Raw genomic sequence first — 6302 nt, 5'->3', positions numbered from 1 at the left:
CCCAATAGGCCTGCCCCCCTTCCGACAAGTGTCGGCCGAGCGCGTTGACGACCTCGTCCAGCCGGTCCTCCGACACCACCAGCGTCTCGATCGGCTGGCGCCCGGGGGGCATCTCATCGAGGCGGCTGACGTCCATTTCGCCATATTGCGCCAGCGTCAGGGTGCGCGGGATCGGCGTCGCGGTCATCGCCAACAGGTGCGGGCTGCGGCCCTTATCCTGGAGGAGCATACGCTGGGCGACGCCGAAGCGATGCTGTTCGTCGACCACCACCAGCCCCAGGTCGCGATACGTCACCGCTTCCTGGAAGATGGCGTGGGTGCCGACGAGGATGTCGATCTCCCCCGCCGCCAGCGCCATCAGCGTCGCCTCCCGCACCCGCCCCTTGTCCCGCCCGGTCAGCACCGCGACCTCGACGCCGATGCCGGCCAGCGTCCGCTTCAACGTCTCGCCATGCTGCCGCGCCAGGATCTCGGTCGGGGCGAGCAGCGCGCCCTGCGCCCCCGCCTCGACGGCGATCAGCAGCGCCAGCGTCGCGACCAGCGTCTTGCCCGATCCCACATCGCCCTGCAGCAGCCGCAGCATCGGAGAGGATTGCGCCAGGTCGCCCTCGATCTCCGCCACCGTGCGCGCCTGGGCCCCGGTCAGCTCGTACGGCAGGCGCAGCGCATCGCGTAAGCGGCCGTCGCCGACCAGCGCCCGCCCGCGCCGCCGGCGCGTGTCCTGCCGGACCAGCGCCATCGCCAGCTGGTTGGCAAACAGCTCGTCATAGGCAAGCCGCTCGCGCGCGCCACCCTTCTCTCCTGGCGCATCCGGCCCTCCTTGCGCCGCTGCCAGTGCTTCGCGCCAGTCCGGCCAGCCGCGCTGCGCCTTCAGCCCCGGCTCGATCCATTCGGGCAGGTCCGGCGCGCGGGCGACCGCCTGCTGCGCCAGCGCCGCCATCCGCCGCGAGGTCAGCCCCTCCGACAGCGGATAGATCGGATCGCGCGCACCGAACGGCTCGCCCGGTTCCGCCAGATCGGGATGGACGATCTGAAGCTCCTGGCCATATTGCTCCAGTTTGCCCGACACGAGGCGCGTCTCGCCGATCGGCAGCAGCTTCTTCACATAGCCAGACGCGCCGCCGAAATAGGTGAGGCCGACATGGTTGCCGCGCGCGTCCGTGGCCTGCACCCGCGTCGGCCCCCGCCCACGGCTGATCCGATAGTCGACCGGGGTCAGCGCGATGGCGATCACCCGACCCGCATCGCTCACCATCAGCTCGTCGCGCGCCACCCGGTCGATCCAGCCGCTCGGCAGGTGCAGCGCCACGTCCACCACCCGCGCCAGCCTGAGCCGCTCCAGCGGCTTCGCCAGCGCCGGCCCGACGCCCTTCAGCGCCGTCACTTCGGCGAACAGCGGATTGAGGATATCGGGACGCATGGCTATCTGGAGCCTCAGCTACCCGTTCGGGCCGAGCTTGTCGAAGCCTGCGCGCCCCGGGCACGTCCTTCGACCGGCTCGGGACGAACGGTTTCGCCGTTGGAGCCGCATGGATCACGACATTCGCCTGAAGCGCCTGCACTACCGCGCGCACCATCGCGGCACCAGGGAGGCCGACCTGATGATCGGCGGCTATTTCGATCGCCACCACGCCACCTGGTCGGCCGCCGAGGCCGACTGGTTCGAGGCGCTGCTGGAAGAACAGGACGTCGACATCATGGCCTGGGCGCTCGGCGCGCAGCCCTGTCCGCCCGAATGGGAAGGACCGCAGATGCAGGCGATGCGCGACGTCGATTACGTGACCGTGCCTGGTTAGCTCCCTCTCCCTTCAGGGGAGAGGGTCGGGGAGAGGCGCATGTCGCAAGCCTCTCCTTACTCGCCCTCTCCCAACCCTCTCCCCTGAAGGGGAGAGGGGTTACTAGGATTGCAATGCCCTCTCTCCAGACCATCCTCTCCGCTACGCGTCCGCTGACCCTGTCGGGTGTGCCCGGCGGTTTTCTGCCCTCGCTGCTCGCCGATCTCGCGCGGGCGGGGAAAGGTGCGCGCTGCGTCTATGTCGCGCCGGACGAAGCGGCGATGCGCGCGGTCGCCTCCACCGCGCCGTTCTTCGCGCCGGAGATCGAGGTGGTGCAGTTTCCTGCCTGGGACTGCCTGCCCTATGACCGCGCCTCCCCCACGCTGCGCGTCATGGCGGAGCGGGTCGCGGCGCTGCATCGGTTGCAGGCCAAGCAGAAGAAGGCGCAGCTGTTCCTGACCACCGCCAACGCGGTCAGCCAGCGGGTGCTGACCCCGTTCCGCATCCGCCAGCTGGTCGCGACGCTGGCGCCCGGCGAGCGGATCGGGCGCGACGACCTGGCGACGCTGCTCGCCGCCAACGGCTATGTCCGCACCGACACCGTCCACGATGCCGGCGAATATGCGGTGCGCGGTGGACTGGTCGACCTGTTTCCGTCGGGCGAGGAGCAGGCGCTGCGCCTCGACTTCTTCGGCGACGAGATCGAGAGCGTCCGCGCCTTCGACCCCGCCGACCAGCGTACCGTCGGGCGCCTCGACGGCTTCACCCTGCTCCCGGCGTCGGAGGCGTTACTCGACGCCGATTCGATCAAGCGCTTCCGCAGCCGCTATCGCGAGACCTTCGGCGCCACCGCGACCGGAGACCCGCTGTACCAGGCGGCGTCGGAGGGGCGACGGCTGGCGGGCATGGAGCATTGGCTGCCGCTGTTCGAGGAGAAGCTGGCGACACTGTGGGACCATCTGTCGCCCGGCGACGTCGTGGTGCGCGATTCGGGCGTGCCCGGTGCGGTCGAGGGCCGCATGGAGGCGGTGGCCGATTATTACGAGAACCGGAAGCGCGTGGAGGGTGCGAAGCCCGGCAGCTATCGGCCCCTGCCCGCCAAGGCGCTGTACCTCGCGGGCGACGAACTGGCGGCGGCGGAAACGGCGGCGCGCGCCCACCTCGTCAGCCCGTTTCACGAGCCGGAAAGCGCCACCGTCCTCGACTTCGAGGTCGACGGCCCGCGCGACTTCGCGCCCGAGCGCGCGGCACACGAGAATGTCTACGAGGCGGTGGTCGAGCACCTGGCGAAGCTGCGCCAGGCGGGTCGCAAGCCGGTCCTCGCCAGCTATTCGGCAGGCGCGCGCGACCGGCTGGCGGGGCTGCTCAAGGACCACGACCTAAAGGGCGCGGTGCTGTGCGACAGCTGGCAGGAGGCGCTGGGCGCCGCCGACACCGCGAAGAGCTTCGGCGTCGCGATGGTGGTACTGCCGCTCGACCACGGCTTCGCCGCGCCCGGCGTCGCGGTGCTGACCGAGCAGGACATGCTCGGCGACCGGCTGATCCGCCGCAGCAAGCGCCGCAAGTCGGCCGACGCGTTCCTCGCGGAGCTGGCGTCGCTGTCGCCCGGCGATCTGGTTGTCCATGCCGACCATGGCATCGGCCGCTATCTGGGGCTGACCCAGATCCCCGTCGCCAAGGCGCCGCACGATTGCGTCGCGCTGGAATATGCCGGCGGCGACAAGCTGTTCGTGCCGGTCGAGAACCTCGAAGTCCTCAGCCGCTACGGCTCGGGCGAGGATGGCGCGGCGCTCGACCGGCTCGGCGGCGAGGCGTGGCAGCGGCGCAAGAGCCGCATGAAGGAGCGCATCCGCGAAATCGCCGGGGAGCTGATCGCCGTGGCCGCCGAACGCGCGCTGCGCCCCGGCGAAATCGCGGAGCCGGACCCGGCGGGCTATCCCAGCTTCGTCGACCGATTCCCCTATCAGGAGACCGACGACCAGGACCGCGCGATCGGCGACGTGCTGGGCGACCTGGCGGCGGGCAAGCCGATGGACCGGCTGATCGTCGGCGATGTCGGCTTCGGCAAGACCGAGATTGCGCTGCGCGGTGCATTCGTGGCGGCGATGGCGGGGCATCAGGTGGCGATCGTCTGCCCGACGACGCTGCTCGCGCGCCAGCACTACAACAATTTCAAGGCGCGGTTCGAGGGCTTCCCGATCGAGATCGGCCGCCTGTCGCGCCTCGTCACTGCCGCCGAGGCCAAGAAGGTGCGCGAGGGGCTGGCGTCGGGCACGATCGACGTGGTGATCGGCACCCATGCGATCCTGGCCAAGAGCATCGATTTCAAGCGGCTGGGCCTTGTTGTGGTGGACGAGGAGCAGCGCTTTGGCGTCACCCACAAGGAACGGCTCAAGGCGCTCAAGGCCGACGTCCACATGCTGACGCTGACCGCGACGCCGATCCCGCGCACGTTGCAGATGGCGATGAGCGGGCTGCGCGAGCTGTCGGTGATCCAGACGCCGCCGGTCGATCGGCTGGCGACGCGCACCTATGTGATGCCGTGGGACCCGGTGGTGCTGCGCGAGGCGTTGCTGCGCGAGCATTACCGGGGCGGGCAGAGCTTCCTCGTCACCCCCAAGATCGCCGACCTGCCTGATATCGAGGAGTATCTGCGCAAGGAGGTGCCCGAGATCCGCTACGTCGTCGCGCACGGCCAGATGGCGCCGAGCGACGTGGAGGAGCGGATGAGCGCCTTTTACGACCGCAAGTTCGAGGTGCTGGTGTCGACCACCATCGTGGAAAGCGGCCTCGATATCCCGAGCGCCAACACGATGATCGTCAACCGCGCCGACCGCTTCGGCCTTGCCCAGCTCTACCAGCTGCGCGGGCGGGTCGGGCGGTCGAAGACGCGCGCCTATTGCTATCTCGTCACACCGCCCGAGCGGATGGTGACGGAGGCGGCGGAGAAGCGGCTGAAGGTGCTGTCCGATCTCGACTCGCTCGGTGCAGGGTTCCAGCTCGCCAGCCACGACCTCGACATCCGCGGCGCCGGCAATCTGCTGGGCGACGAACAGTCGGGGCATATCAAGGAGGTCGGTTTCGAACTTTACCAGTCGATGCTGGAGGAGGCGATCATGGACGCCAAGGCCGGCGGCATGCGCAACCGCCCGCGTGATTTCTCGCCGCAGATCACCGTCGACGCGCCGATCCTGATCCCGGAGGAGTATGTTCCCGACCTTGACCTGCGCATGGGGCTGTATCGCCGCCTCAACGAGGTGGAGGATGCGCGCGGGATCGAGGCGTTCGCGGCGGAAATGATCGATCGGTTCGGCCCGCTGCCGGACGCGACGGACAATCTGGTGCGCGTCATGGAGATCAAGCTGAACGCGAGGACGGCGTGCATCGTCAAGAAGGACGTCGGCGCCAAGGGGGCGCTGGTCAGCTTCCACGACGACCGGCCGCCCAATGTCGACGGCCTGCTCGCCTATGTCGCCAAGCTGGGGGCGATCGCCAGGCTGCGGCCGGACAGCAAGTTCGTGCTGACCCGCGCCTGGGCCGACCCCAAGGCGCGTCTGCACGGCGCGCTGCAACTGTCGCGGGGGCTGGCGAAGGCGGCGGGGTAGCTGCTCCCCCTCTCCGTCATCCCGGCGAAAGCCGGGACCCATGGGGACGCGCGGCCGATCCTCGCGCACCATTTCGGCGGAACCGCATCCATGGGTCCCGGCGTCCGCCGGGAATGACGGAAGGTCAGCTGCTGTGATCGCTCACGATCCGCCACCCCTCGCGACGCCGCTCGAAGACGAGGCTGGTCATCCCCGTCTCGACCTTTGCGCCAGCCGCGGCAGGCGTCAGCGTCCAGCGCGCCCACAGGATTTGGTGCGTCGGATCGAGCCGCCGAAACGCCATGTCGCCGAAGCTCAGCCGCCCGCGCATGTTGCCACCGCGCGCGAAGCTCCTGCGGTACGTGTCGGCAATTGCCGCCTTGCCGCGGACAAGCCCCCTGCCCGTCACGTACACGGCATCGTCGGCATAGACCGCCATGAAGCGATCGAGGTCGCCCGCGTTCCAGCCCGCCGCGCTGTCCGCCATCGCCAGCACGATCGGCGCCAGCTCCGCCGTGGCGGGCGCTTGCGCCGGTGCCGTGATGGCAGGCGCCTGCGGCAAGGCCATCATCGTTCCCGCCCCTCCATCATCGCGATCAGCCCCTCTGCATCGAGCGGCGGCGCCAGCAGGAAGCCTTGCATGATCGCACACCCCGCCGCCGCCAGCGCGTCGCGCTGCGCCGCCGTCTCCACGCCTTCCGCGACCACCGCGACGCCCAGCGAGGCGGCCATGTCGATCGCGGCGCGCACCACCACCTGGCTTCGCTGGCCGCCGACGATCTCCTGCGCCAGGGTGCGGTCGAGCTTCAGATAGTCGATAGGCAGCGCGGCGAGATACGCCAGGCTAGAATAGCCCGTCCCGAAATCGTCGATCGCGGTGCGACAGCCCGCTTCCTGCAACGCCGCCAACGCCGCGGCGCCCGCCTCGAGGTCGGTCATCAGC

General features: G+C 69.7%; 5 protein-coding genes. 2 read left to right on the top strand and 3 right to left on the bottom strand.

Annotation, left to right across the window (positions count from 1 at the left end):
* A partial coding sequence (locus Q0326_RS05420; RefSeq protein ID WP_298687932.1) for a DEAD/DEAH box helicase occupies nt 1–1420 on the bottom strand: 1420 nt, incomplete at its 3' end.
* Nucleotides 1421–1529: 109 nt separating this feature from the next.
* Between Q0326_RS05420 and Q0326_RS05415 the strand changes: the two genes are divergently transcribed.
* Together Q0326_RS05415 and mfd are read left to right on the top strand one after the other, a co-directional pair.
* Nucleotides 1530–1796 (top strand): succinate dehydrogenase assembly factor 2, encoded by a 267-nt coding sequence (locus tag Q0326_RS05415; protein ID WP_298687930.1) that lies wholly within the window; start codon nt 1530–1532, stop codon nt 1794–1796.
* Between the two features lie 113 nt (nt 1797–1909).
* On the top strand, nt 1910–5380 hold the full coding sequence (gene mfd / locus Q0326_RS05410) for a transcription-repair coupling factor (RefSeq protein WP_298687928.1): 3471 nt from the start codon (nt 1910–1912) through the stop codon (nt 5378–5380).
* Nucleotides 5381–5504: 124 nt separating this feature from the next.
* On the opposite strand, the gene Q0326_RS05405 is transcribed toward mfd, so the two are convergent.
* The gene (locus tag Q0326_RS05405) at nt 5505–5930 is read right to left on the bottom strand and encodes an SgcJ/EcaC family oxidoreductase (RefSeq protein WP_298687926.1); all 426 of its coding nucleotides are present in this window, start codon (nt 5928–5930) and stop codon (nt 5505–5507) included.
* Nucleotides 5927–6302 (bottom strand): EAL domain-containing protein (locus Q0326_RS05400; RefSeq protein ID WP_298687924.1); only part of this gene is annotated, 376 nt, incomplete at its 5' end. The genes Q0326_RS05405 and Q0326_RS05400, both read right to left, overlap by 4 nt.

The organism is uncultured Sphingomonas sp. (genome assembly GCF_937859915.1).
In the GTDB taxonomy this organism is placed as follows: Bacteria; Pseudomonadota; Alphaproteobacteria; order Sphingomonadales; family Sphingomonadaceae; genus Solisphingomonas.
The sequence above is the reverse complement of the archived record's forward strand: the minus strand, read 5'-3'. Positions and strand labels throughout refer to the sequence as shown.